Annotated in this window: 25 protein-coding genes; 3 read left to right on the top strand and 22 right to left on the bottom strand. The window is 28.1% G+C overall.

The window, feature by feature from the left end; all coding sequences use genetic code 11:
• The 6 genes from Q3304_RS19050 to Q3304_RS19025 all read right to left on the bottom strand — a co-directional run.
• Positions 1 to 2,469, bottom strand: a 2,469-nt coding sequence (locus Q3304_RS19050) for a sigma 54-interacting transcriptional regulator (RefSeq protein ID WP_407815461.1), incomplete at its 3' end; no start/stop codon positions are given.
• Between the two features lie 212 nt (positions 2,470 to 2,681).
• Positions 2,682 to 3,626: an ABC transporter ATP-binding protein gene (locus tag Q3304_RS19045; protein ID WP_054269476.1), complete on the bottom strand. Its 945-nt coding sequence runs from the start codon at positions 3,624 to 3,626 to the stop codon at positions 2,682 to 2,684.
• Positions 3,619 to 4,644, bottom strand: coding sequence for an ABC transporter ATP-binding protein (locus Q3304_RS19040; RefSeq protein ID WP_407814819.1), 1,026 nt, complete (start codon positions 4,642 to 4,644; stop codon positions 3,619 to 3,621). The genes Q3304_RS19045 and Q3304_RS19040 overlap by 8 nt, the downstream gene beginning before the upstream one ends.
• 74 nt (positions 4,645 to 4,718) lie before the next feature.
• Positions 4,719 to 6,287 carry an ABC transporter substrate-binding protein gene (locus Q3304_RS19035; protein ID WP_074179221.1) on the bottom strand — a complete coding sequence of 523 codons (1,569 nt, stop codon included), beginning with the start codon at positions 6,285 to 6,287 and terminating at the stop codon, positions 4,719 to 4,721.
• 112 nt (positions 6,288 to 6,399) lie between these two features.
• Positions 6,400 to 7,311 carry an ABC transporter permease gene (locus Q3304_RS19030; protein ID WP_407814820.1) on the bottom strand — a complete coding sequence of 304 codons (912 nt, stop codon included), beginning with the start codon at positions 7,309 to 7,311 and terminating at the stop codon, positions 6,400 to 6,402.
• A complete protein-coding gene (locus Q3304_RS19025; protein WP_407814821.1) occupies positions 7,295 to 8,281 on the bottom strand; it encodes an ABC transporter permease in 987 nt (328 codons plus the stop codon). The genes Q3304_RS19030 and Q3304_RS19025 overlap by 17 nt, the downstream gene beginning before the upstream one ends.
• Before the next feature lie 317 nt (positions 8,282 to 8,598).
• Here Q3304_RS19025 and Q3304_RS19020 point away from each other — a divergent pair, with 317 nt between their 5' ends.
• Together Q3304_RS19020 and Q3304_RS19015 are read left to right on the top strand one after the other, a co-directional pair.
• Positions 8,599 to 9,042, top strand: a complete 444-nt coding sequence (locus tag Q3304_RS19020) for a MarR family winged helix-turn-helix transcriptional regulator (RefSeq protein WP_407812408.1) — start codon at positions 8,599 to 8,601, stop codon at positions 9,040 to 9,042.
• Positions 9,043 to 9,044: 2 nt separating this feature from the next.
• The gene (locus Q3304_RS19015; RefSeq protein WP_054269471.1) at positions 9,045 to 9,443 is read left to right on the top strand and encodes an HsmA family protein; all 399 of its coding nucleotides are present in this window, start codon (positions 9,045 to 9,047) and stop codon (positions 9,441 to 9,443) included.
• A gap of 129 nt (positions 9,444 to 9,572) precedes the next feature.
• Here the strand turns inward: Q3304_RS19015 and Q3304_RS19010 are convergent, their stop codons facing one another.
• From Q3304_RS19010 to Q3304_RS18990, 5 genes are all read right to left on the bottom strand, one after another.
• Positions 9,573 to 9,797 carry a NifU family protein gene (locus Q3304_RS19010; protein ID WP_054269470.1) on the bottom strand — a complete coding sequence of 75 codons (225 nt, stop codon included), beginning with the start codon at positions 9,795 to 9,797 and terminating at the stop codon, positions 9,573 to 9,575.
• 34 nt (positions 9,798 to 9,831) lie between these two features.
• Positions 9,832 to 11,199 carry a M20 family metallopeptidase gene (locus Q3304_RS19005; protein ID WP_054269469.1) on the bottom strand — a complete coding sequence of 456 codons (1,368 nt, stop codon included), beginning with the start codon at positions 11,197 to 11,199 and terminating at the stop codon, positions 9,832 to 9,834.
• 81 nt (positions 11,200 to 11,280) lie between these two features.
• Positions 11,281 to 12,792 (bottom strand): DUF6179 domain-containing protein, encoded by a 1,512-nt coding sequence (locus Q3304_RS19000; RefSeq protein ID WP_407814822.1) that lies wholly within the window; start codon positions 12,790 to 12,792, stop codon positions 11,281 to 11,283.
• 22 nt (positions 12,793 to 12,814) lie between these two features.
• Positions 12,815 to 13,249 (bottom strand): DUF6323 family protein, encoded by a 435-nt coding sequence (locus Q3304_RS18995; protein ID WP_054269467.1) that lies wholly within the window; start codon positions 13,247 to 13,249, stop codon positions 12,815 to 12,817.
• A gap of 245 nt (positions 13,250 to 13,494) precedes the next feature.
• A complete protein-coding gene (locus Q3304_RS18990; RefSeq protein WP_054269466.1) occupies positions 13,495 to 14,406 on the bottom strand; it encodes a hypothetical protein in 912 nt (303 codons plus the stop codon).
• Between the two features lie 279 nt (positions 14,407 to 14,685).
• Between Q3304_RS18990 and Q3304_RS18985 the strand changes: the two genes are divergently transcribed.
• On the top strand, positions 14,686 to 15,039 hold the full coding sequence (locus Q3304_RS18985) for a GIY-YIG nuclease family protein (RefSeq protein WP_054276110.1): 354 nt from the start codon (positions 14,686 to 14,688) through the stop codon (positions 15,037 to 15,039).
• Between the two features lie 125 nt (positions 15,040 to 15,164).
• Here the strand turns inward: Q3304_RS18985 and Q3304_RS18980 are convergent, their stop codons facing one another.
• The 11 genes from Q3304_RS18980 to Q3304_RS18930 form a co-directional block, all read right to left on the bottom strand.
• Entirely contained in the window at positions 15,165 to 16,106 is a 942-nt protein-coding gene (locus Q3304_RS18980) for a cell wall-binding repeat-containing protein (protein WP_407814823.1), read from the bottom strand.
• A gap of 99 nt (positions 16,107 to 16,205) precedes the next feature.
• Positions 16,206 to 17,441 carry a glycosyltransferase family 4 protein gene (locus Q3304_RS18975; RefSeq protein WP_407814824.1) on the bottom strand — a complete coding sequence of 412 codons (1,236 nt, stop codon included), beginning with the start codon at positions 17,439 to 17,441 and terminating at the stop codon, positions 16,206 to 16,208.
• A 43-nt stretch (positions 17,442 to 17,484) separates the two neighbouring features.
• Positions 17,485 to 18,339 (bottom strand): hypothetical protein, encoded by an 855-nt coding sequence (locus Q3304_RS18970; protein ID WP_054269462.1) that lies wholly within the window; start codon positions 18,337 to 18,339, stop codon positions 17,485 to 17,487.
• Between the two features lie 118 nt (positions 18,340 to 18,457).
• Positions 18,458 to 19,633 carry a phosphoribosylaminoimidazolecarboxamide formyltransferase gene (locus tag Q3304_RS18965; protein ID WP_054276106.1) on the bottom strand — a complete coding sequence of 392 codons (1,176 nt, stop codon included), beginning with the start codon at positions 19,631 to 19,633 and terminating at the stop codon, positions 18,458 to 18,460.
• Positions 19,634 to 19,731: 98 nt separating this feature from the next.
• Positions 19,732 to 20,616, bottom strand: coding sequence for a fumarylacetoacetate hydrolase family protein (locus Q3304_RS18960; RefSeq protein WP_407814825.1), 885 nt, complete (start codon positions 20,614 to 20,616; stop codon positions 19,732 to 19,734).
• Between the two features lie 234 nt (positions 20,617 to 20,850).
• Positions 20,851 to 21,546, bottom strand: coding sequence for a CPBP family intramembrane glutamic endopeptidase (locus Q3304_RS18955; RefSeq protein ID WP_407814826.1), 696 nt, complete (start codon positions 21,544 to 21,546; stop codon positions 20,851 to 20,853).
• A gap of 27 nt (positions 21,547 to 21,573) precedes the next feature.
• The gene (locus Q3304_RS18950) at positions 21,574 to 21,885 is read right to left on the bottom strand and encodes a helix-turn-helix domain-containing protein (protein WP_054269458.1); all 312 of its coding nucleotides are present in this window, start codon (positions 21,883 to 21,885) and stop codon (positions 21,574 to 21,576) included.
• Between the two features lie 188 nt (positions 21,886 to 22,073).
• Positions 22,074 to 22,595 (bottom strand): nitroreductase family protein, encoded by a 522-nt coding sequence (locus Q3304_RS18945; RefSeq protein WP_054276098.1) that lies wholly within the window; start codon positions 22,593 to 22,595, stop codon positions 22,074 to 22,076.
• A gap of 97 nt (positions 22,596 to 22,692) precedes the next feature.
• Positions 22,693 to 23,187 (bottom strand): GNAT family N-acetyltransferase, encoded by a 495-nt coding sequence (locus tag Q3304_RS18940; RefSeq protein ID WP_054269456.1) that lies wholly within the window; start codon positions 23,185 to 23,187, stop codon positions 22,693 to 22,695.
• A 25-nt stretch (positions 23,188 to 23,212) separates the two neighbouring features.
• Positions 23,213 to 23,662 (bottom strand): MarR family transcriptional regulator, encoded by a 450-nt coding sequence (locus Q3304_RS18935; protein ID WP_054269455.1) that lies wholly within the window; start codon positions 23,660 to 23,662, stop codon positions 23,213 to 23,215.
• A gap of 214 nt (positions 23,663 to 23,876) precedes the next feature.
• Positions 23,877 to 24,872: an isocitrate/isopropylmalate dehydrogenase family protein gene (locus tag Q3304_RS18930; RefSeq protein ID WP_054276095.1), complete on the bottom strand. Its 996-nt coding sequence runs from the start codon at positions 24,870 to 24,872 to the stop codon at positions 23,877 to 23,879.
• Positions 24,873 to 24,885 lie beyond the last annotated feature (13 nt).

The following is a 24,885-nucleotide window of genomic DNA, read 5'->3' as shown; positions in this document are numbered from 1 at the left end:
CTGTTCAATTGCTCTAGTATTTCCAATTAATCCATCTACCATGAAAGCCAAATGCATCATAAGCCCAATTACTTTGTCATATTTTTTTTCTACATTAAATATCAAAAATAGCTCATCAGATACAGATTTTATATCCTTAAATATTCTATTATAATTAGAATTTTTTAAAGATGTTCTTAGTCCTTCAACTACATCATCATAACCAATACTTATCTTTATAATATTTTTTAATTTATTTATATTTTCATCTTTATCTATATCTTTTTTGCTGACATAGTCAATCCCTTTAACATTAATTCTTTGTTCATTGATTAATGCTACAACATTACTGCTTTCTTTTAGTTTTGCAATATTTAAACTTAAATCTTTTTCTGTTTTATATGGTACAGATATAATATCTATTCCATCTAAATACCTATTCATTTTTTCTTCTAGTATTTTTCTTGTCTTGTTATCTACACCTTCTGAAACATGCGATGCTATAATAATTGTTTTAGATAAATTTTCTTTATTTTGAATTTCATTAGCTCCAAAATAGTACTTTCTTGTATTGACAATGGAATTATATACATCATTTAATGATAGTCCCATGTTAGCTTTTTGAACTGCTTCTAACACAGTTAATGTGGTCACCATAGGAACTACTCTTACATCACACTTTTTTTCATTTTTTATAATTTCATCAAAAGAATTTAATGAGCCCATATCTGTAAATAGTAGTATATCTTTATTGTCTATGTTATTAATCAATCTTTTAAAATCTATAATTACTCTTTCATAACTTTTATCCAACTTCATATCAAATGAAATAGCATTACATTCTCCAATAATATCACTAACTGCTTTCACCATACTACTTGCGGTAGTTTCCCCATGCATTGTAACTATGATATTAAAGTTATTCATTATTTTATTTTGCTCATCTTGTTTAGCTTGTACTATAAATAATGTAATATATGCTACAGTTTCTATAGATAAAAATAAATCAAATTCATTCTCAATTATTCCAACTATTTTCAAGGCTGTCCTAAATTCACTTCTATTATTTCTTCTAATTTGATTTAAGTCTATATTGTTTGTAGAATTATTTTTATCTAATACATTTTTTATGTATATTGCCATTGACCTAAATATTGATTCATTTATATTTATTTCTTCATCTTCCTTAATAATTTGTCTTATTACTTTACACATATTTTTAAACTTAACATCATTAAATAATGAGTTATCTGCTATATTCATTTCTACAGACTCATTAAGATTGGAATTTACTGTATTAATAATGTTCATATTATAGTTAATAATTTCTTCTTCCCCAAATGGTGTAAATAAAAAGAATTCTATTCCATGTGTTATAACTTCATCTGCTTTAATAGACTTATCTCTATAATCATCATTCACTTCATTTATCGACTTATCAAAGTATTTTTTCTCTATATAAATTGGTTCTTTATTGTTTATTTTATATCTTAAGTATCCATTTGCAACAGCTAACTTTATATCATTTTGAAGTTGACCTACATTATTTTTACAATCATAAAGTAGTAATGATTTAATTATTTCCCTATGTACTTTTATAGAAATAGAAATACTTTTTGATTCTTGCTTAAAAAAATTTTTAACTAATTCCAGTCTTTCAATCATGGTTCTATTTCTCAATGAAGGTATTTCTATTTTCATAGGTATTCTTCTATTAAATGTATCTAACAGTGTTGATGTTGGATTTTCTGTAGTAGCACATATTATTAATACCTCGGACTCTCTTTCCTTAGTTGCATCTCCTAACCTTTTAAATGTTCCCTTATCTATAAAAGTAAACAACATCTCTTGACCTTCTGCTGGTAATCTATGAATTTCATCTAAAAATAATATCCCTCCATTTGCAATTTCTAAAAGTCCCTTTCTTGAAGATTCTGCTCCTGTGTAAGCACCTTGTTCCACTCCAAAAACATGTCCCATAAGTAATTGTGGGTTATTTGCATAATCTGCACAGTTAAATGTAATAAAGGGGGCTTTATCTTCTCTAATTCCACTATCTATAGAATAATCATACATGTACCTAGCAATCATACTTTTTCCTACTCCTGTTTCTCCATAGATAATGGTATGGAGTCCATTTGTAGGATAGAGCATTGCAACTTTACATTTTTCTATTATAGGTCTTAAACTTTGCGTTTTACCTATTAAGGTTTCAAAACTATCTTTTTTTATTTTAGTTTCTATTTTTATTTCTTTTTCTATATCAAGCAACTCTTCTTCATTAATACTAACATTTGCAGGAACATAATATACTGGTTTTCCTTTTATCTTTGTAACCATACCTTCATTGAACAATTGGTTCAAATATGTACTTATATTGTTTCTTGCAATTCCAGTTTTTTCTGATAATCGATTAGCTGTAATTCCTTTCCCATTTTCCCTATATAATGCCTTTAAAACTTCCATTACTTTATCTTTTTTATATATCATTACAACCTCCCTCCACATTTGTAATCTCTTATTAATCTATTCTTAAATTTTATTTTATCTTATGAATAATATATTTTTGTTGTTTTTAATTTTATTATATTTGAAAAACGGGAATAAAAAAACCTATTTTGGGAATGGTTTTAAAATTTATCCAAAAACAGGCTTTTAATTCACAGTTAAAACAACTAGTCATTACTTAAAGTGACTTTATACTAAACAACTTTTAAATTTTCTTGATATTTATTTATCTCTGATTTAGAAGAATATACAAAATGACCATCTGAAACTTCAATCCAACTCAATGACTTCTCATTTAAACAGTCACATACATTAGAATTATACTCTACTCTATTTCTTGACTTAGCATATTTAGGGTCAGGAATAGGAATCGCAGAAAGTAAAGATTTTGTATATGGATGAATAGGATTATTATATAATTCATTTGAACTTGCTAATTCTACTAATTTTCCATTATACATAACTCCTATACGGTCACTAATATGTCTCACCATAGATAAATCATGAGCTATAAATAAACAAGTTAAATTCTTTTCTTGTTGTAATTTCTTAAATAAATTTACAATTTGCGCTTGTATAGATACATCTAAAGAAGCTATAGGTTCATCAGCTATTATAAATTCTGGGTCTACTGAAAGAGCTCGTGCTATGCCAATACGCTGTCTTTGTCCACCTGAAAAATCAGAAGGATACTTATTTGCATAACTTCTATCAAGTCCAACTAGATTTAACATCTCATATACTTTATTCATTCTCTCTGTTTTATTTTTACAGACACCTTGAATTTTTAGTGGTTCTGAAATTATATCTGCAATTGTCATACGTGGATTTAATGATGAAGTAGAATCTTGAAAAATAATCTGCATGCTTTTATTTACATCTTTTTTTATAAATTTATACGTTTTTTTATCTGAGATACAATTTCCTTTGTAAATTACTTCTCCACCAGTAGATTCATGTAATCTTATTATAGTTTTGCCAGTTGTGGATTTTCCTGAACCTGACTCTCCTACTAATCCAAATATCTCGCCTTTATATATATCAAAACTTATATCATCAACAGCTTTTACAGTAGTACTTTTATCCAAATGAAAATATTGTTTTAAGTTTTTTATTTCTAGTATTTTTTCTCTATTCATTAGAAATCACCCTTCCACAATTTACTCTAACTGGTATATCTACTTTAGGTGCATCTGGATGCAATAACCAAGTTGCTGCACTATGTGTATCATTAATTTTAAACATTGGTGGTTCTTTTTCATAATCTATTTTAAGAGCATTTTTATTCCTTACTGCAAATGCATCTCCTTTTGGAGGATTCAATAAGTTTGGGGGCATTCCAGGTATATTATATAAATAATCATCTTGTGAATCTAAAGTAGGTAATGAGCCTAACAAGCCCCAAGTATATGGATGCCTAGGATCATAAAATATATCTTCTACTGTTCCAATTTCTACAATCTTTCCTGCATACATGACTGCTATTCTATTAGCTATAGTTGCAACTACACCTAAATCATGAGTTATAAATATTATTGATAGACCTATCTTATCTTGTAAATCCTTTATTAGGTCAATTATTTGAGCTTGTATAGTTACATCTAGAGCTGTTGTAGGTTCATCAGCAATCAATACTTCTGGATTACAAGCAAGTGCTATAGCTATTACTATACGTTGTCTCATTCCACCAGAAAAATGATGTGGAAATTGTTTAAATCTTTTTTCTGGATTATCTATTCCAACCAATTCAATAAGTTCCAAAGCCCTTTTTTTAGCCTCACTTTTACTTATACCTTGATGAATCACTATAGTTTCTGATATTTGCTTTCCTATTGATATAGTTGGATTAAGAGATGTCATAGGGTCTTGAAATATCATTGATATATTCTTCCCTCTGATAGACTCCATCTCTTTTTCAGAGTTTTTAACCAAGTCATTTGATTTAAATAAAATTTCTCCATTTTTAATATATCCATTATATGGGAGTATCCTCATCAAACTCTTACATAATACTGATTTCCCACAACCAGATTCTCCAACTATAGCAAGTGTTTCACCTTTTTTTATATTAAAAGATACATTTCTTACAGCCTGCACTTCTCCTTCTTCTACTTTAAAACTTACAGATAGATTATTAACCTCCAATAAATGTTCCAAAAACCATCAACCCCTATGCTATTCAAACCCTAGGGATGTATTTATATCCCTAAGGTTTCTAATTAATTTAAATGTTATTCAATTGTCCAATCAGCTATGTTCCAGAATATACCTACACCATGATGACCTAGAACTGTATCAGGTGTTAGCCCTTTGATATTTGGTTTTCCAACATAGATTGCATCTATATAAGCAATAAATGTGTAAGGCATATCTTTAGTCATTTCTTCTTGGAATTGTTTATATAATTTTAATTTTTCATCTTTATTTTCTGTCTCTCTTGCTTTTTGAAGTATTTTATCTATGGCAGGATTAGAGTAAGCACTGTAATTTGCACCTTTATCTGTTCCAAACACTTTATATGTGTGGTCATCTGGGTCAAATGGACTTCCCCAACCGATTAAATGAGCATCTTGATTAGCCCAATCTGTTTCAGTTACAACCACAGCTTTAGCATCCACGCCTATTTCTTTTAACTGTTGTGCACATATTTTAGCCATATCAACTCTAACTTGGTCACTCTCACCTGCTGTTATTTCAAAAGCTAGTTTAGTACCTTCTTTTTCATAAATTCCATCAGAACCTAACTTCCATCCTAGCTTTTCAATTTCTTGTTTAGCTTTTTCTGGATTATATTCAAACTTTTCTATATCAGGGTTGTTATATGGTCCCATTTGTAAAGGTGAATACGCTGGCACACCATGCCCTAATAACACACTATCAACTATTGCTTTTCTATCTATTGCATAACTTAAAGCATTTGGTAATCCTTTAGTTTTTTCATCTTTAAAGAACTTAGAGTTAAAATTGTACAATATACCTCTATAGTCTGCTGTTTTCATTATATTTACTTTAAAGTTCTTTTCATCTTTTTCAAAGTTAGACATGTCTTTAGGAGTTACTTGAGCTAAGTCTAATTCTCCTGATTTCAATTGCATTGCTTTAGCCTTATCATCTGGAACGATTTTAAATACTACTTTATCTAAACCTGGCTCTTTTACAAAATAATCACTATTTTTAACAAGTGTTATACTTTGACCTTTATCCCATTTTTCAAGTTTAAATGGTCCAGTTCCTATTGGTTTTTGATTAAATTCATCAGTAGTTATATCTTTACCTTCTAATGCATGTTTTGGTAATATTCCTACTGTCAAATAATCAAGCATTGCTGTATTTGGAGCTTTTAAAGTAATTTTTATAGTAGTATCATTAACTACATCAATTTTTGTTATATCTTCATAATTTGATGCTATTTCAGAAGCATTGTCTGGCTTCATTATAGTTTCTATTGTAAACTTAACATCATTTGCTGTAAATTTCTCTCCATCATGCCACTTAACATCATCTCTTAAATTAAAAGTATATGTATTTGTTGCCTCATCAAATTTCCAGTCCTTTGCTAGACAAGGAACTACTTTATTGTTTTCATCATGAGCTGTTAATCCATTAAATATTAATGAATTTATTTCTCCATGTTCATATAGTGCAGGATTTATACTTGTATAGTCATTACTTCCATAAACAAGTACCTTTCCATCTTTAGATGTATCTGCTTTTTTATCTTTGTCTCCTCCACTAGAACAACCTGCCATTAGACTAAGTATCATTACTAAACTTAAAACTTTTAACTTCTTTAATTTCATGATGCTCCCCCTTTTGCTTTTTATAAAGTATTTTTCAAAGCTTTGACCCCATTTATTTAAATAGATATTTCAAATACCTCAGTATTTGTTTATTTAGTGCTCAAATGCTGATTTATAAATTACTAGATTTTTTATTATTATTTTTTCTTATATAATTCCCTATATTAGTTATACACACTAATGTAGTAACCAAAAATATACCTGGAATAAGTATAATCCACCATCTATTTGAAAGTAGTGCTTCTTCTGATAAAGATAACATACTTCCCCAAGAAACAATTTCTATTGGAAGACCTATACCTAAAAAACTAAGTGTTGATTCAGTCCCAATAGCTGCACCTATGTTTGTTACAACCATAAACATTATCGATGCTACAAAGTTTGGAAGTAAGTGCTGTTTTAATGTATAGAAGAATCCTCCTCCCATACTTTTAGCTGCTAGTATATATTCGCTATTTCTTATTTGTCTAACCTCTGTTCTTACAATCTTAGATATATTCATCCAGCTCGTTATACCTATTACTATAGACATAGATATTGGATTTGAGTTTCCAAGTATAGCCTGTACAAATATTATGATTAATATTGAAGGTATACTAAGTATAATCTCTGTAAATCTCATCATTGCATCATCTACAAGTTCGGACGCTAAACCACTTAGACTGCCATAAATAATTCCTATAGCAGTTGATATTATGGTAGAAAACAATCCTATAAATAAAGATATTTTTCCTCCATACCATATCATAGAATATATATCTCTACCCATTGAGTCTGTTCCAAATAAAAAAGTTTTATTTGGAGCTAAGTTAGAACTTACTAAATCCATGTATGTTGGTTCATGTGTCATTATGAAAGATGAAAATACACTTCCAATAACTATAATTGACAAAATTATAATTGATATATATGGTAATTCTTTAATTTTTTCAAATAAGGTTTTCCTTTTTTCTATATGTTCATCTTCTTCTACTAAAATATAATTTTCTCCTACAATTTCAAAATCACTACATTGTGGCTTCATTAGCATCACCTCTATCATATTTCATTCTAGGGTCTATTTTATTGTTTATAATTTGAGCTAACATATTACCAAATACTACTAAAGCCCCTGTTATTAAACATAAAACTAATAACATATTATAATCATGATACTTTGCACTTTCAAAACAAAGAGTTCCTAACCCTGGGTAAGAAAAAACTTTTTCAACTACATAAGTTCCTCCCAATATGTGAGGTATTGAAATGGCCATTATACTGATATACGATGGCATTATATTTCTCAGGCAATGCTTAAAAACAATGGTTCTATTATTTAAACCTTTTGCCTTACATAACAGTACATAATCTTCTCTTATTTCTTCTAGCAATTTATTCCTTATCATATATGTGTAATACCATAAATGACTTAATATAAGTACTGTAAGAGGTAAGATTAGATGTGATATCCTACTTAATATGTTGCTTTCTTCTCCCATTGCATAAGCACCACTGCTTGGAAGTACACTTAAGTTTATACTAAATATAAGTATAAGTACTAAAGCAACCCAAAATGATGGAATACAGTTGGTTATTGTTCCTAGCTTACATATAATTCTATCAATGAGCTTATCTTCATGTAGTGTACAAAATATTCCTAACAATAAGGCTAGAACAAAGGTAAGTATATACCCTGAACCACCTAATATTATGGTATTTATATAGACATCATTTATAACAGAAGTAACATTTTGTTTATATTTAAATGAAATTCCAAATTCTCCTTTTGACGCATCCGAAATCCATTTTATATATTGGCTATATATTGGTTCATCCAAACCAAGTTTTTTCATAGCATTTTCTTTTTCCTGAATGCTCATTCTTTCTACACCATCTCCATAGTAAGATATTAATGGGTCTCCTGGAGCAAGTCTTGCCATGTAAAAAACAACAAAAGATAATAAAAACATTACTAAAATAAACTGCAACAACTTTTTAAGTATATCCTTTAACAAACCCCTATTCCCCCTTTGTTGCAATAAAAAAAACCACATAAAAGTAAACGTCAAGTAACGTTAAAACCTTCGTGGTTCTATTATCATTAAACTAATTAAATTTTCAATATTTATCTATGAATTAATTTTAGCATCATTTATTAACTGTGTAAACAAACTTTTTAAAAATTGTTAAAATTTCATCAAATTGTTTTATTTATACCTAAAATAAAATTTTTATGCTCTATTTTCTAGCGTTTATTATGAAATTATAAATTTTTAGGTTGACTATATTGATAAATTATATTATATTAGTTTCTATGCGAACCATTTAAGAGGTGATTTTATTGAAAACTAATTATGATTGTTTTAGAATAGCTATGCTTTTAAAAGAACTCTATTCTAAAACTATGTACACAGTAGAAGAAAATTTTAAAGAAAATGGATTAACACATCAACAGATTATAGTTATAAAGCTGATAGCTCATAATCAAGAACTTACAATATCACAATTATGTGATGAAATGTCTCTAGCTAAAGGTACAGTTTCAGGTATAATCAGCAGACTAGAACATATTGGCTATATAGAAAAATTCAAAAAATCTGAGGATAAAAGAAATACATATGTTAAGTTCACGAAGACAGGGCTTGAATTTGCAACAAACTTTAAAACTAAAATGCAAGAAAGTTTTAATGATATATTTAAAAACTGTGATGAACAAGAATTAAATGACTTAGTAAAAAATCTTAGAAATATATTAACAAAGATAAAGGAGAGATAATTATGAATTCTAAATTAATACTTGCAATAGTATTTATAACATCAGCATTAATTTTCTACACTATAGGTGTATTTGGAGAAAGAAAGGCTAAAATTTTAAAGAAGAAACATGTAATCATATTTTGGCTTGGTTTGATATTTGATACATTAGGAACCTTTACCATGAGTAACATAGCTAATAGTAACACATTCTATGTAAAATCCGCTTTATCTCAAAGCCTTCATAGTATAACAGGTCTTCTTGCAATCGTGCTTATGCTATTTCATGCAGGTTGGGCTACTTTTGTTCTATACAAAGATGATGAAGAAAAGAAAAAATTCTTCCACAAGTTTAGTATAGTCGTGTGGGCTATATGGTTAATTCCATACTTTATAGGTATGTTTATTGGCATGGCTGGATAATGGATGTATAGTAGAATATTAAAAAAAAGTGTGTAAGAAATTAAATATACACTTACACACTTTTTATACATCACTTTTTAAATAACTTTTCAAATTGATTTATGTACACTTATATATAAAATCTATTTATTAAACACCTAATACTTGAGTTACTCCTGGAACTTCACTAACTAAAACATTTTCAATAATAGCTTTTATTGTCATAGTTGCTCCTGGACATCCACTACATGCACCTTGTAGTTTAACTAAAACTACTCCATTTTCATTTACATCTATAAGCTCTACATCCCCACCATCTCTTTGTAATACTGGTTTTATCTTTTCTTCAAGTACTTTTTCAATTTTTTCTCTCATAATTATTCCCCCCAGAAATATTTTATTATCAAGATTATACCAATGGTTTAAATTTTTGTCCATCCAATGATTTATCAAATTCTATTTTTGCTTCATCAATAATTTCAGTATTCATAAATACATCATAAGCACTACAAGCCAACACTTTAGCTGAATTTATCATAGCAGAAAATCCCATACTTGAACCTGCTGACGAACATGACTGCCATGTATGACTTGCAATTCCAACAGGCCATGCTGCCATTGCAAACTGAGCCACTGGTATAACATAACTTACATCTCCAACATCAGTAGAACCTGCTAGCCCTTTATCTTTATCTCCATCAGCTATCCTCTGATGTATATAACTATCTACAATAGATTTATCATTTTGGAATGATGTTGCTACACCCAGTCTTTCCTCTCTAGTAAGAGTATCGCATAATTTTTTTGCAAATTCTTCTTCTTCAGGAGTAGCTTTAGGACAACCAACAAAAACCATATTATTGTAAACTAAATCAGTCAGACATTGATTTGGTATATAATCATATATTCCATCTGTAACTGTATACTCCATTTCAGTTTCTGTCATCATAGCTGCTCCTTGTGCTACTTTTACTAATCTATCAAGAACATGCTCTGCATCCTTTGCTTTTTTACCTCTAATAAAATACCAGCTTTCCGCAAAACCAGGAACTACATTAGGTCTTCCACCACCATTAGTTATAACATAGTGCATTCTTATAGAGTCAATCACATGCTCTCTCAAATAATTTGCTCCAACATTCATAATTTCAACAGCATCAAGTGCACTTCTACCATTATGTGGAGCTTGTGCTGCATGTGCTGTTATTCCTTTAAACTTGAATTTAATAGATAAGTTTGCTAGACTTCCACCTCGCCAAGGTGCATTTATATCAAAAGGATGCCATGTAAATGCACAATCTACATCATCAAAACATCCATTTACACACATGAAAGTCTTTCCTCCCCCTTCTTCTTCGGCAGGACAACCAAAATATTTTATTGTTCCATTAAACTTATTTTCTTCTATTAATTTTTTTATAGAAACAACAGCTCCTACCCCTGCTACACCTAATAGATTATGACCACATCCATGACCTGCTTCACCTTCTACCAAGGGATTTCTTTCTGTACTTACAGATTGTGATAACTCTGGTAAAGCATCATATTCTCCAAGTATTCCAATCACTGGCTTACCTTTTCCAAAACTCGCTATAAATCCAGTAGGTAAATTTTCTACTTCTTCAATTTCAAACCCCTTTGATTTTAGGTATTCTTTTTGAATGTTACTTGCATACTTTTCTTCAAAAGCTAGTTCTGGATTTTCCCATATTTTTTTAGACAAATCTATTAGCTCTTCTCTTATTTCTTCAATGTTATTTATGATATACTCTTTCATAATTCCCTCCAGATATATGTATTTTGATATACTTTACAGATTATATTATATACTAACATTCTATTTATTCATAATTTTTTGTTAATTAATTTGTTTCATATATTCTTCTATAGAATGTATCTTACTTTCATTTTGTTTCTTCATAAAATCAATATATTCAATCTTCCATGATGTAGTTTCAGATTTCTTACTTACTAAAAACTCTAATAAATTGATTTCTTTCATTCTTATATCTTCATAAAATACAACACTACCCAATATTGCCAATTCCAATTCGCTTAATTCTGAAAATAGCATTAAATACTCTTCTTCAAATAAGCATTCAGCTTCTAGGATATCAATAAAATCTTTTTTTGCATTAATATTTTCCTTTATTATCTTTATTTTTTCAACTATAGATGTACTATCTAATATTTTATTGAATACCTCTCTAAATAATTCATCATCTAATTTACTTTCATCATCAATAATATAATTCTCTAAAGACTCATTTTTACTACTACTTACAGTTATCATACCTTTAAAAATATCATCCCTTATTGACCCCAGCACAGATTCAATAAATATATTTTCATATCTTTTAATATATCTTATCATTGCTTCATCTTCTATGTTTAATCTTTTTATCAGCACTTCAATTGCTTTCATAAGTAATGATGTTATCTTTTTATTTTTCCTAATTTCTCTATTAATTTCTTCAAAATCATTATAATTTAAATTATTATCCACCTGAATCAATTCAATTATATTATTTTCTTCATAATCTATAACTTCATCTTCAACATTATTATTGTACATGCTTTTAAATTGTCTTTCTAAAAACTCATATTCATATTCTGAAATCTCTAAATTAGTTGGTTCATTGCCTAAAATCGTAGAAAAAATACAATTGTTTATAATAAGTTCAAATAAATTTGTAAGTATAACATCACAATCTATTTTATAAGTCACTCCATAATCATAAAATAATTTTTCTCTATCTTTCTTCTTAAATAAATTACAAAACCTATTTTCTATGTCTATACTCTCGATATAATTCTTTACATAATAGATACCTTGAACATCCATATCGTCTAATGCCAATGGATAATCTATACTCACTGGAACGTCATGAGCTTCAAATTTTATAACATAATTTTTAAAGAAACTTGATAATTCTACCAAAGTATCATTATAGGCTATTGAGTTGGTATCTAACTTTCTATTTATCATTAATTCATAAAAACTCTCTAACTCAATTAAATCATTTTCTAATATTTTGATACCTTCTATATACATATTTTTTATATTTTTAGCAGTCAGCTCTACAATTCTCTTTTCTAAATTTTCTAGCTTATTTATATATGCATCAATAGCATACCATAATGAAATCAACAACTTTTCGGCAACTTCTGTCCTTACTGATGTACTTTGACCATTTGTATATTTTTTAATCAAATCTATGAGTATTAGAGATATTTCTTGCTGTATGCTATATACTTCTCTTTCGTCTATTAATTTACAATCTAGACATTCCTTAAGCAAAGATATTGAATATTGATTTTTTATTAAATTTTTTTCATTTATATTAATATTGCTTAGATTATTTGACATAGCTACTCTCTCCTATCATAGATTAAACTTCTCCAAACTTAAACTTTTTTGCAAATTCATCTGCTTCTCCTCTTACATTATCTAGATTTCCTGAAAATTTTTCATAAAGTTCATCTAGTAGTTCTATAATTTCATTATCACATATCTTATCATCAGTTTCATTTTTTAAATAATAAAAAATTTCTTGCATATCATTAATAGTTTCTAAATAATCGTTTATATTTGTAAACTGTGATTTGTATATGTTTTCTATTAATTGTTTTGTAGTTTTTATATCTAACTCTATTCTGCCATATCCCTTTAAAGTATAATTTCTTGAAGTTATTATATCTTTTACATCAGATTCTGAAAGTGCTAAACCATACGCCTTAGATTCTTCATTAGTTTCAAGCAATTCATTCCTTTCTATCTCTTTTAAGCCTTGGTGCATAGAACTCAAAATAATAGGTGATATCATTTAAAATTCTCCTTTTTTTATTTTTCTATTGACTTTTTCGTGTTTTTATGTTATACTTAAATCAGTATAAATTATTTCATTCACTACTTATAATAGTATTATTATAAGTAGTTTTTGTCAATTCAAAATTAACATCTCAATCAAATTTTTCAAAAAAAATACCATCACTCAGATATATAATTTTCTATAACTACCTTTTTACAGTTATTTATAATTAAACTCTAAGCAATGATATCTTTATTAATTTATTTATCTTTTTTAGCTCTACTTCTACTTTTCTTTACATTTGAACAATTTCTACAAGAAGGTGAACAATATTGAGATTTGGAATTTGTAGGAATATAAATTTTACCACAATACTTACATTTATTTAAAGAAGGAGGCTCACTTGTAATTGCAAACGCATATATAGTCTCAATTGCAGTCTTCAAAGAATCAAATTCCCACGCAATAGTTGGTTTATCCAATTGACTTATGGAAAAACCTATCTTTTGAGGATTAAACCCTCCAGACATGATAGTAACACTTTCAGTTAATAGATTGGATGTGTTTTTATATACACAAACTTGATTAAAGTGTCTACACATATCCTTAGCAAAACTTACAATCCAGTCTAATTGTTCAGTATAAAACTTTGAAAATACTAAATCTAAAATTAATGGTCTCTTTCCAAAAAACTTAGGTGACTCTTCTCTTTTTGATACATCTATACCTCTTCTGTATTTCTTAAAATACACATCATCATCACTTGCAAATGGTATAAACATATTTACATATTCATCAGTACTCAATATATTATCCTTTGTAATATAATTCTTTTCAATCATTAGTACTCTTTCTTCTCCAACTATGTCTCTATTATATACACTTGAATAAATTAATCCCAACAATCCATATTTCTTTACAAATTCAAGTACTTCTTTTTTTAATCTCATTTCTTTTGTCTCTTTTGGTATGTCTTGCAATGCTTCTTGTCCTATACAAATTATATCTACTATTATGTCATCTGCGACATCAAACGGATTATACATAGTAAATATAGCATCTTCAGTTGGAGCTATGTATAATTCATCTTCTTCAGTAATTTTATATTCATAATCACTATATTTAATCCAGTCACTTGCAAAATTTCCTATTAATTCTATTTTTTTATTCATAATAAGTGTGCCTCCTCTCAATGTAATACTTAATTATAATTTACTATTACATTCTAAGTTTATTCTATAATTTTTACTATGTCAACTATTCTTTTATATTTATATAATATAAAATATATACTAAACTTATCAGGCTAAAATACTTTGTTTATATCAATTAACTTATAATTAAATTTATAAAAACTATTTACATCTGAAATCAATCTCTTTATAATTAACATGTAATATATTTTTATATTTACATATTACAAACAAATTATGAAAAGAGGAATCTAAAATATGGATAGAAAACGTGAATTAAAACAACTATATAAAGAAATGAAATTTGACACTGGAGTATTTATAATAAAAAGCGATATTACCAAGAAGATTTACCTAGGAAAGAGCAATGACATAAAAAGCAAATTTAACTCCCTCAAATTTCAGCTTAGTGCTGGGTCTTGTATGATAAAAGATTTAAATAACGATTGGAAAAAACATGGAGAAAAAGCTTTTACATTCGAAATCTTAGAACTTATAAAACATGATGATAATAAAACTGAAAAAGACTACTTAGAAGAACTAGATATTTTAGAGATGGTTTGGTTGGAAAAGTTAAAGGAAGATAATTCTTATGAAATTTATTCTATATAAAAACTATGTGATATAAGTAAAGAAACGCATTTCTTTTAAACAAAATGCGTTTCTTAAATACACTATACCACTATAAATAATATACTAATTTTGTAATATATATTCACTTTACTGATAACATTATATTACTTTTTTACAGCATTCAGACACTGTTCTATAATATTATTATCGCTTATGCCTATTGCGGTTACTTTATTAGCTCCCTTTAATACACTCTTATCACTTTTATTTGAAACCAATACAACAGGAACATTTTTTGCAAGTGGTGATGCAACTAGTGTATAAACCAAATCATCTCCACTTGTTACATAAAATTCTTTTGCTCCATTATAGAACTTTTCAATTACATTTTTATTAGTTTGATATCTATCAACACCACCAATTCTAGTTGCTCTATATCTATTCACTATGTAATCGCTTAATGTAGACTCTCCTCCAATAGCATACACTGGAACAGGAGAAACACCAAATAATGGGTCTAAATCTGTATCTTCTTCTGCTGAAGCTATATCTTTTGTCAATATTATAGGAGAACCATCTCTATACGCAACAGATGCAACATTCACTGCATCAGCTTCATCTTTAAATCCATTTACTAAAAACATCTTATCACTACTCTTGATTTTTTCTATTTCACCTGCAATTTTATAACTTGTATCTACTCTATCTACTCCATCAATTCTTATAACTTGCATTCTTCTCATAAGTAACATTTTTTCTACATCTTTACTTATAGTATTCTCTCCACCTATTACATATATCTTAGTAACTCTATTTAATCTTTGCAATGTTGCCTCTGGTATATCATTCTTGTTAGTTAATAAAATGGCTGCATTGTTTACTCCTGCAAGACCGCTAGCAGCGATACCATCTACCATAGTAGAATCAGAGTTAATTAAAACTGCTGTTGTAAAATCTTGCTTATCTGAAATAAGCCCAGCTGTCTCATATTTATCTACCCCTTGAATATTTTCAATCTTATCTAGCGCATTTATTGATACTGGAAAACTAGCACTTAACAATAATGCTGAAATACCTAACGCTAATATCTTTTTACTAAACCTCATAAATTACCTCCCTAAAACAAATATAGTTAGTACTAGTATAATATAAAATCACCTAAAAATAGTATAAAAATAGTTACATTTTTTATAAATTAAATAATATTAAATCAAACACATTTCATCCATTAAAATAACTTCATTCATCCTATATACTAAACCATCCCAAGTTTTTTTCGACATATCTATAGATGCTCTCTCATTTGAGTCATTTAACAAAGATTGTATTTTAGTATCTATAGAATTATACAGATTATTCTCAAATATATACAACTCTTCCTCTTTTGGTATACCTTCATTCTGTATAAAAGGTAGAGGAACATACTCTATCTTTCCAGAGTTATTAATCTCGCTTCCAATCCATTCTTTAACACCAAGAATATCAGTAGTAATCACATCTGTACCACAAGATAAAGCTTCTAAAACAACAACTGGTAATCCTTCATAAAACGATGGCAACACAAATATCTGTGACCTATTAAATAGTTCAGCTAAGTCTATCTGCTCCAATTTTCCTAGAAAATTCATCTTGAATGGAGACTTGCTTGCAAGTTTAACTATCTCATTATATGATTCGATATCACTTCCAGTACCTGCAAAATTAACTTCTATTAAATCTTCATGATATTTTAATTTAGATATCGCTTTTATAAATGGAATTAGTCCCTTTGATTTGCATATCTTACCTGCAAATACTATTTTCATTTTATCATCTTTTCTTTTATAGTGTTTGTTATAAAATATATCATCATTATAACCACTACCAATTACAACTACTTTACTTTCACTTATGCCAAAAGTCCTTATAATATCATATTTTTGATTTTCATGAAGAGCAAATATTAAGTCCAGTTTCCTAATATTTGATATTATATATTCTTTTTCTAAATCAATAGTATTTAATTGTCGTAAACAGGTTCCATGACAGATAGACATTACTTTTATATCTTTTACAATCTCTCTAACAAATGCAGTTAAGAGATATAAATGGTGGCATATTATAATATCTGGCTTAAAATCATTCATAACCCTATCTATATTCACTTTAAATTGATGTTTTAATCTGTTTATCATCTCTATATTTAAATCTCTATATCTTGTACTTTCATATGGCATAGAGTCACTCATGCCTACAACAGGAAAATTTAATTCTCCGCAATTATATTTTACTGGATAAAAGCTTACATCATCTGGAAAACAATTTACATCATCATTCACATCTATCCCTGCAATTACAGCTTGCCTGTAACCTACCTTTTCAAAACCTTTTATCATGCCAGATAAGTATATACCACTACCTGTGCTATTTGGTTTTTGTGTTATTATATGAAGAATTTTCATTTTTTATCTACCTCCCTTCTAAAATTAAATAGTTTCATAAAGTTTAATCATTATATATATCTAAATATAAGCAAGACGAATCATCTTTTACTTTAAATCGTGGAACTTTAACTGCTTTATAATCGTTATCCTCAAAATCTCTTACCTTATTGTGTATATATCCTATACCAAATTTTTCTGCTATACGTATTAATTCTTCTTCTTTTATGAGATTATATCTATCACATGCACTTGTAAAACCATCACTTGTCAACATCAATTGAAAATCTTTTTTTATTTCAAGGTATCCATATATAGAATTTTTTACAGCTTCCTCATCAAAATCCAATATCCAATATCCATCTTTTGTATTTTTCTTCAATCGATTGCTTACTATTGTATCCATAACACTAGCTTTAATCTCATCAAATGTCATTTCTTCCAAGTTAGGAAGTTTACTCATCTCATCAAATACGATATTATCAAACTTACAAATACTTCTATCCTTTATAACTTTTGAATCACCATTTTTAATGAACAATGCACAATCTCCTAATAAAAAATACTCTACCTTATTTTCATGGAATTTTACGATAGCTATAGAACTCGATGGCAAATCTAATTTTTCTACCTTTATCCCATTTAATCTTAGCTCATACTCTTTTTTTACCTCTATTATTCCACTATTAACAATGCTCTTTAATGATTCTTCTCTGCTTATGTTTTTATATAGGTACCTATTCCACCACTGAACATACCATCTCGCATCACTTTCATTCGATATTAAGTTTTTTCCATTAAGTCCTGTAGCACCATCTAAAACCCATGCACCAAATGGATTTATGCCAACCACATCTTCATTAAATTTAGCTGTTCCTTGACTACATAATAGGCTATAGTCTCTTATATTTAAAGCCATATCAACCTCCAAATTGAATATCTAAAAATAAAGTTCTATTTAAAATTATACAGTAAATAAAAAAATCTACAACAAAACTTGTTGTAGATTTTAATTTAATCTATATTTGCTTTATATTTTAATGATGGAATAATCTATTTTTAGTAAAAGCCATAACTATATTATATTTATTACAAGTTAATATAACATTGTCATCACGAATAGAACCACCAGGCTGTGCTATAAAGCTTACTCCACTTCTTTTTGCTCTTTCTATATTATCTCCAAATGGGAAAAATGCATCTGAACCAAGTGCTACTCCTGTTAAAGTTTTAAGCCATGCTCTTTTTCCTTCTCCAGTTAAAGGCTCTGGTTTTTCTTCAAATAAAGTTTGCCATATACCATCAGCAAGCACATCCATATAATCATCAGAAAGATATACATCGATAGTATTGTCTCTATCTGGACGACCTATGTTCTTTTTAAATTTTAAATTTAATACTTTAGGATGTTGACGAAGATACCAAATATCAGCTTTATTGCCCGCAAGTCTAGTACAATGAATACGTGATTGTTGACCTGCGCCTACCCCTATTACTTGTCCATCTTTAGCATAACAAACAGAATTTGATTGTGTATATTTAAGTGTTATTAAAGCTATAATTAAATCACGTTTTGCACTATCTGTAAAAATTTTGTTATCAGTTGGAATGTCTTTTAATAGGTCTTCATTTATTAATATTTCGTTTCTACCTTGTTCAAAAGTAATTCCATAAACATCCTTTGTCTCAATAGGCTCAGGAGTATAATTTTCATCTATTTTTACAATATTATAGTTTCCTTTACGTTTTCCTTTTAATATCTCAAGAGCTTCGTCTGTATACCCTGGAGCTATAACACCATCAGAAACTTCTCTTGCTATAATAGTTGCAGTTTCTTTATCACATATATCTGAAAGTGCTATAAAATCACCATAAGAAGACATTCTATCTGCTCCTCTTGCCATTGCATAAGCACAAGCTAATGGAGAAAGCTCTAAATCATCAACAAAATATATTTGCTTTAAAGTATCTGATAAAGGTACTCCTACTGCTGCACCTGCTGGACTAACATGTTTAAATGAAGTTGCTGCTGGAAGACCTGTAGCTTCTTTTAATTCCTTTACAAGTTGCCAACTATTAAATGCATCTAAAAAGTTTATGTATCCAGGCTTCCCATTTAACACTTCTATAGGAAGTTCTCCATTTTTCATATAAATCTTTGATGGTTTTTGATTTGGATTACAGCCATACTTTAGTTCTAGTTCTCTTGCCATATACTCATCCCTCTCTATAATAAATTAATCATAAATTTGATTAATTACATATTAATTAAATTATTCGTACTAATAAAATTATATGGCATATTTATCCATTAATCAACTATATTTTTTAAAACACCTATCCCTTCGACTTTACATTCAACTACATCACCATGTTTTAGATATACTTGAGGATTCATTCCCATAGCTACACCAGCTGGAGTCCCAGTTGAAATTATATCTCCTGGTTTTAAAGTCATACCTCTTGATAAGTCACTTATTACAGTAGGTATATCAAATATAAAGTATTCTGTATTAGAATTTTGTCTTACTTCTCCATTTACTACACTGCTTATATCCAATTTTAAAGGATGTTCAAATTCTTCTTTATGTACTATGCAAGGTCCCATAGATGTATGTGTATCTAAACTTTTACCTCTAAACCATTGAACATGTTTATCTTGAAGTGCTCTTTCACTTATATCATTCACTATTGTATATCCAAATATATATTCATAGGCATCTTCTTTTGATATGTTTATACCCTCTTTGCCTATAATTACTGCAAGTTCTGATTCATAATCCAACTTTTCAACCAAATCTCCATGTAAGCTTATCTTATCATCCACTCCAATTATTTTATCTGCTCTCTTAGAAAAATAAATTGGATAATCTGGCATAACTACATTTTTTATAACTCCATCTGGGATTTCGTTGACATGGTCTCTATAGTTAAGACCTAGACATATTATATCTTTTTTAGGTCTTACAATTGGAGAACATAATTTCACTTCTTCTAATTTATAACACTTAACATTTTCAAATGAATTCTTCTTTATTGTTTCTAACTCTTCTGTAGATACATTTTCAATAAAATCATTCATATCCATATAGATTCTACTTAACCCTAAACTATTTATTTCATATATACTATTTGTTTCTGAATTAAATACACCTATTTTTTCTTCATTACTACTACAAAAAGTCACAAATTTCATTTTTATTCCTCCATTCAATAAGTTGATTAATATTATTTTATTTTTATCAGTTTATATAAATTGTAATAGATAATATTTATATGTCAATATATATTTATGTATTTTAAAAATATTCAAATAATTTCATGAGATTTATTAAATATTTTTACACAATTTCTCTATAAAAGAAACATAAAATAAGGTTGATTTAAAATTAATTTTAAATCAACCTTATAAAACATCCACTCTATTTAATTAAATTATCTGTCTAATAAATATAGCAAATAGACTTCTCAATAGTACACAAAGACCTACATCTTTGAATCTTGATTTAACAATCCCAAGTATAATACCAAAAACGGTACCTATCATAATTTTTGAGATAATTACTTCAAATGTATAACTAGAATTATTATACAAAATTATATAATTTCTTATAACGTCCATATATCCTATATTATAAATCCCTGATAATATAGATGTTATGCATATAATTTTACTCTTTGACCTTATAAAATTACTTAGATAGTTCCACAGATACTCTCTAAAAAACAACTCTTCAAATACAGGAACTATCAATACAGACAAAATCATCATAGTTATGTTAAAGAATAAATAGCCTTCTCTGCAATAGGTTGATACTATTGCTAAAGATAAAACTACTATAAAAAATATTAGCTTAAATTTTTTAATAAGTAGATTATTTTTATTTTCTTTAAAAGCTTCTGTGATTTTTCTATTTCTTATTTTGTTATACAAAGAATTATCATTTAAAAATAGAATTAATGATAAACCAACTAATGTAAAAGAAATTAAGTTTATAATATTAAAATTTTCAAGAGTAAATTCAAATTGACTTAGAAGTACATAATTCAAAATCATCCTCAATATTTGAACTATAAACATCAATAAAATAGAATCTATTATACATTTTTTATAACTATACTTCATCCCAATTTAAATCACCCCATGTATATGCTAATCGTAAAGTCCATTTAATACTCTACTTACAGTTGCTTTACTCCAACTTGTTTCATTTGAAATTTCTTTATAACTTAAGCCATCTCTTCTTAAATTCTTTATATTGTTTATATCATCATCAGTAATTTGCTTTTCTTTTGGCTTAAGACTATTTTTGTAACTTCTTAGTCTATCCAATTCAGATTTCAAACTTTCTACCTCAAACTGTTTTTTTTGAAGTTTACTCTCATAAGAATCTCTCATTTCATTAAATTCTTTAATGTAGTTTACTTTCCAGTCCTCATCAATTTTTGTTTTAAATATACCCATATTTTAACCTCCTTAGATTTTGTTACTCAAGTTATGTATCGATTATAAACATTAATTTCTATATTTATCTCTAAAATCCTTGTACATAACCACTAGATAAGTTAGTAAAATTCAGATATATTTTTACAATTTTAAGTATATATTAACAATATCAAAAAATATAATGTCTTAATACAACACATTATACATTAAAACTTATTAAAATGAACCTTTTCATACTCCAAATCAGAGTCACTATATGCTTTCTTTTCTTCATCAGGATATCCTATAGAAATTATACATTCTACACTGTACTTATCAGGTACTTTAAGTTCTTCTCTAATATACTTATCAGCTTCTATATCATCATCATGCATCCTGTTTCTAACTTGTACCCAACAAGAACCTAATCCTAATTCATGAGCTTGAAGTTGTATATACGATGCAGCAATACTTGCATCCTCTATCCAAACATCATTTTTTTCTTTATCTCCAATAATTGCAATAGCTAGAGGTGCATTTTTTAAGAAAAATCCACCACCTTTAGTTCTGCATTGAGATAAGTTAATTAACTTCTCTTTATCATTTACCACTATAAATTCCCACGTTCTAAGACCTTTTGATGATGGTGCTAAAAGAGCAGCTTTTAATATTTTATCTAGTTTTTCTTTTTCTACCTCAATATTTTTATACTTTCTGATACTTCTTCTTCTCTTTAGAAGTTCTATCATCTAAACCATCCCTTTCATAATATCATACACTAAGTCTATATAACATGCCCATTGGCATTGAAAATATATCCTCTATTCCTTATTTGATAAATCCTTTTTATAATATTTTATCATAACAATAGAAAGATTTCTCCTTTCCTAAGAAACTCATTTCCCCAATTTTAATAAAGCCACACTTTGTAAGAAATGCATTCATTTTTGAATTTATTGAATATGTATCGCTTTTTAAATATGATACACTATTTTCCTCAGCTAATTTTTCTGCAAAGTCAACTAATTTAGATGCTATTCCTTTCTTTCTAAAGCTTGGATTTACGGCCATTCTATGTATTACCATAGCTTTTTTATTAGAAGACCAATTTAAATCTACATATTCCTCTGGCTCCTCATAGTTAAGACATATAAATCCAGCTACATCTCCATCTATTTCATCTACATATAAATCTTGTTTCTTAATATCTGAAACAAAGTCTTTATCTGATGGATAATTTTCATCCCATTGTGTATTATTATAATCTTTCATTTCTTCTACTGTTGCTTTTATAATTTTCATAATTTTTTCTAAATCATTCATATTAGCTTTTCTAATCATAAAAATATCTCCTTATATTAATTTGCTATCTCTTTACTTTAAACCATTCTTTTTCCACATTCTTGCTCATTTTTTCTAATACTTTAGTTGCCATTTGTTTTTCTTCTTCTGTAAAATTTTCAAAACACATCTCTATACTTCTATTTTCTTCTTCAATTATCAGCTCATAAACTTCTAAAGATTTATCAGTAGGAGTTAAATTATACCCTCTTTTGTCAAACTCATCCTGCTTTTTATCTACATATCCTGCTTTTATTAGTTTTTGTATTGCTTTGGTTGTTGTAGCCTTATCTACCTTCAACATATTTGATAATTCAACAAGGTTTATACCAGGATTTTCACAGATTCGTGTCAAAAATGTAAATTGTCCTTTTTGCAACTTTAATTCCTTGTACTTTATATCATTTATAGAATTTACAGCCCTAGATAAAGCCCCTACTTCTCTTAATATATTACTTTCTAAATGCTTAATCAAACACACCTCCAATAAATGTATTTATTTTTAGTTGAAAGTTCAACTTTATTTCAATATTACCATATATTGGTTGAAAGTTCAATTAAAAAAATAGATTTTTTAATATTATTATTTCTATTTATTAAATAATGACAAACTTAAAAGCTGTTAATCGTCTCTAAAACAATTAACAGCTCTCTTTTAATACACATTATATTTTTATTATAAACATCATCTATCCAATGTATTTACACACTTCATCTGCAAACTCTGTAGTTGAGGCTGAACCGCCTAAATCCACAGTTAATTTACTTCCATCAAGAAATACCTTTTCTAAAGCTGTTTCTATCTTTTGTGCACTTTCATACTCACCTAAGTATCTAAGCATCATTACTGATGATTGAATAAGCGCTGTTGGGTTAGCTTTATTTTGACCAGCTATTTGTGGAGCACTTCCATGAACAGCTTCAAATATAGCACAATCTTTACCAATATTTGCACTTGGAATTATACCTAGACCTCCAACAAGCCCAGCACCTAAATCAGATAGTATATCTCCATAAAGATTCGGCATTACCATTACATCATAATTTTCTGGATTCAAAACTAAGTTCATAGCTGCTGCATCTACAATCAAATCATCATACTCTACATCATGTTTTGATGCTACTTCTCTAAATACATCTAAGAACAATCCATCAGACATTTTCATTATATTTGCCTTATGTATAGCTGTAACTTTTTTTCTTTTATTATCTTTAACATAGTTACATGCGAAATCAACTATTCTTTCACTTGCACCTCTTGTTATTATCTTTATACTTTCAGCTGCGTAATCACCTATTTTATGCTCTATTCCAGCATACAAGTCTTCTGTATTTTCTCTTACAACTACTAAATCAACATCTTCATATCTTGATTTGATGCCTTTAAAACTTTTAATTGGTCTTAAATTAACATATAAATCTAATGCCTGTCTTAGAGTTACATTTACACTTCTAAATCCTTTCCCTACAGGAGTAGTGATTGGACCCTTTATAGCTATTTTGTTCTTTTTTATACTATCTATAATATATTCAGGAAGTGGAGTACCATATTCTTCAATAACTGCCTCTCCTGCATTAACTTCTTCCCATTCTATTTCTACCCCAGTAGCTTCTACTACCTTTTTCATAGCTTTCGCAACTTCTGGTCCTATTCCATCTCCTGGTATAAGTGTCACTTTATACATTAAATATTCCCTC

This window comes from Clostridioides sp. GD02377 (assembly GCF_045899875.1).
In the GTDB taxonomy this organism is placed as follows: Bacteria; Bacillota; Clostridia; order Peptostreptococcales; family Peptostreptococcaceae; genus Clostridioides; species Clostridioides difficile_A.
This window is presented reverse-complemented; position numbering and strand designations above follow the sequence as displayed.

Excerpts from the sequence above, each read along its gene's own strand:
- Q3304_RS18975 (WP_407814824.1), bottom strand. The coding sequence starts at position 17,441 with ATGAAAATTCTTCATATAATAACACAAAAACCAAATAGCACAGGTAGT.
- Q3304_RS19035 (WP_074179221.1), bottom strand. The coding sequence starts at position 6,287 with ATGAAATTAAAGAAGTTAAAAGTTTTAAGTTTAGTAATGATACTTAGT.
- Q3304_RS19045 (WP_054269476.1), bottom strand. The coding sequence starts at position 3,626 with ATGAATAGAGAAAAAATACTAGAAATAAAAAACTTAAAACAATATTTT.
- Q3304_RS18995 (WP_054269467.1), bottom strand. The coding sequence starts at position 13,249 with ATGATATCACCTATTATTTTGAGTTCTATGCACCAAGGCTTAAAAGAG.
- Q3304_RS18990 (WP_054269466.1), bottom strand. The coding sequence starts at position 14,406 with ATGAATAAAAAAATAGAATTAATAGGAAATTTTGCAAGTGACTGGATT.
- Q3304_RS18945 (WP_054276098.1), bottom strand. The coding sequence starts at position 22,595 with ATGATAGAACTTCTAAAGAGAAGAAGAAGTATCAGAAAGTATAAAAAT.
- Q3304_RS18940 (WP_054269456.1), bottom strand. The coding sequence starts at position 23,187 with ATGATTAGAAAAGCTAATATGAATGATTTAGAAAAAATTATGAAAATT.
- Q3304_RS19005 (WP_054269469.1), bottom strand. The coding sequence starts at position 11,199 with ATGAAAGAGTATATCATAAATAACATTGAAGAAATAAGAGAAGAGCTA.
- Q3304_RS18980 (WP_407814823.1), bottom strand. The coding sequence starts at position 16,106 with ATGAGGTTTAGTAAAAAGATATTAGCGTTAGGTATTTCAGCATTATTG.
- Q3304_RS18965 (WP_054276106.1), bottom strand. The coding sequence starts at position 19,633 with ATGGCAAGAGAACTAGAACTAAAGTATGGCTGTAATCCAAATCAAAAA.
- Q3304_RS18950 (WP_054269458.1), bottom strand. The coding sequence starts at position 21,885 with ATGGGTATATTTAAAACAAAAATTGATGAGGACTGGAAAGTAAACTAC.
- Q3304_RS18955 (WP_407814826.1), bottom strand. The coding sequence starts at position 21,546 with ATGAAGTATAGTTATAAAAAATGTATAATAGATTCTATTTTATTGATG.
- Q3304_RS18960 (WP_407814825.1), bottom strand. The coding sequence starts at position 20,616 with ATGAAATTTGTGACTTTTTGTAGTAGTAATGAAGAAAAAATAGGTGTA.
- Q3304_RS19000 (WP_407814822.1), bottom strand. The coding sequence starts at position 12,792 with ATGTCAAATAATCTAAGCAATATTAATATAAATGAAAAAAATTTAATA.
- Q3304_RS18930 (WP_054276095.1), bottom strand. The coding sequence starts at position 24,872 with ATGTATAAAGTGACACTTATACCAGGAGATGGAATAGGACCAGAAGTT.
- Q3304_RS19010 (WP_054269470.1), bottom strand. The coding sequence starts at position 9,797 with ATGAGAGAAAAAATTGAAAAAGTACTTGAAGAAAAGATAAAACCAGTA.
- Q3304_RS18985 (WP_054276110.1), top strand. The coding sequence starts at position 14,686 with ATGGATAGAAAACGTGAATTAAAACAACTATATAAAGAAATGAAATTT.
- Q3304_RS19015 (WP_054269471.1), top strand. The coding sequence starts at position 9,045 with ATGAATTCTAAATTAATACTTGCAATAGTATTTATAACATCAGCATTA.
- Q3304_RS19030 (WP_407814820.1), bottom strand. The coding sequence starts at position 7,311 with ATGAAGCCACAATGTAGTGATTTTGAAATTGTAGGAGAAAATTATATT.
- Q3304_RS18970 (WP_054269462.1), bottom strand. The coding sequence starts at position 18,339 with ATGGCTTTAAATATAAGAGACTATAGCCTATTATGTAGTCAAGGAACA.